The following is a 1,264-nucleotide window of genomic DNA, read 5'->3' as shown; positions in this document are numbered from 1 at the left end:
GGCCCGGGGCGCACCCGCCGCCCGCCTCTCGGGGCCGGGGGCGCACGGGTTCGGGGCGCACCCGCGCCCGATCCGGCCCGCGCACCCGCATGCGCGCCCCAGGTGTCTCGTGGTGCTCCACTGCGAACTCGCCCCGCCCGACGATGCGTCCCCTCCGCGATTGAGCACTGCGTCGCCGGCGGGCCAGGCTGCGGAAGGTCGGCACCCCCCGCCTCCGCCCGCTGTTGGGCGCGCGGGCTGCGCCACCTCGTCCGATCCGCATAGGCAACTGCGCCTGGGGTTCTGGGGCGTCCGCGCGCCCGGGACCGTCGGCTCGGGGCGGACCCCACCTGCTTGCTCCGGCGCTGGGGCCGGGATGTCCCAGGCCCCACCCGGGGTGCACGGGTTCGGGGCGCACCAGCACTGCCCTCTGGGGGGCCGGGCCGGCCTCGGTTTCCGGAAAGGGCGGGGTGGGCCCCGGCCACTGGCGGGTCCGCGTAACGGATGCCCGTGCACCGCCTCGTACGATCCGCCGGTCCGCGCACCCGCCCCCCGCGGAACCGGGCCCCGCCTTCGGCGCCAGGGGCCCGGGGTGGGCCCCGGTTTCGGGAAGGGGCGGGGTGGGGGAGTTCCCGCCCTCGCCACGGCCGCGCTCGCGCAACGGGTGCCCGTGCACCACCCCGTACGATCCGCTCGGTCCGCGCGCGCCCCTGCGCGGGGACCCCGCCCCCGGCGCCCGGGGCCCGGGGCTGGCCCCGGTTTCGGGAAGGGGCGGGTAGGGGAAAAGCCCCCGCCCACAACGACCGCACCGCACCCCGCCCCCCAGCGGTAGGCTGGCCTGGCCCGATCCGCCTGTTCGAAGGAGCACCACCCATGCCGCTCGAAGCCGGCCTCCTGGAGATCCTCGCCTGCCCGGTCTGTCACGCGCCGCTCAGCGACCGCACCGCAGCCGAGACCCCCGAGTTGATCTGCACCGGCGAGGACTGCGGCCTGGCGTACCCGGTACGCGACGACATCCCGGTCCTCCTCGTCGACGAGGCACGCCGCCCCGCCTAGGACCTAGCGCCCAGCCCCTGCCACCGGCGACAGACCCGCGACGGCCCCGGCCAACGACCACTCACGCGCCGCGCCCCCCGCGCCCGGCGATGCGAAAGGCTCATCCTCATGCTCGACGAGTCGCTGCTGGACGCTCCGGACGCACTCGCCCGCGTCGACCGACGCGGCCTGCTCCGGGGCGCCGCCGAAGCCGGGGCGCGGGCGCGTATCGCGCTCCGCAACACCACTG

At 77.6% G+C, this 1,264-nt stretch carries 1 protein-coding gene; it reads left to right on the top strand.

Annotation, left to right across the window (positions count from 1 at the left end):
* Positions 1–852 precede the first annotated feature (852 nt).
* Complete coding sequence (locus tag QR77_RS13430; RefSeq protein WP_040021923.1) at positions 853–1,035, top strand: Trm112 family protein; 183 nt, start codon at positions 853–855, stop codon at positions 1,033–1,035.
* The last annotated feature ends 229 nt before the right edge of the window (positions 1,036–1,264 follow it).

Source organism: Streptomyces sp. 150FB, from assembly GCF_000818195.1.
GTDB lineage: Bacteria > Actinomycetota > Actinomycetes > Streptomycetales > Streptomycetaceae > Streptomyces.
The sequence above is the reverse complement of the archived record's forward strand: the minus strand, read 5'-3'. Positions and strand labels throughout refer to the sequence as shown.

What these genes read in the sequence shown, in the direction of transcription:
- QR77_RS13430 (WP_040021923.1), top strand. Translation starts at nt 853, where the DNA reads ATGCCGCTCGAAGCCGGCCTCCTGGAGATCCTCGCCTGCCCGGTCTGT.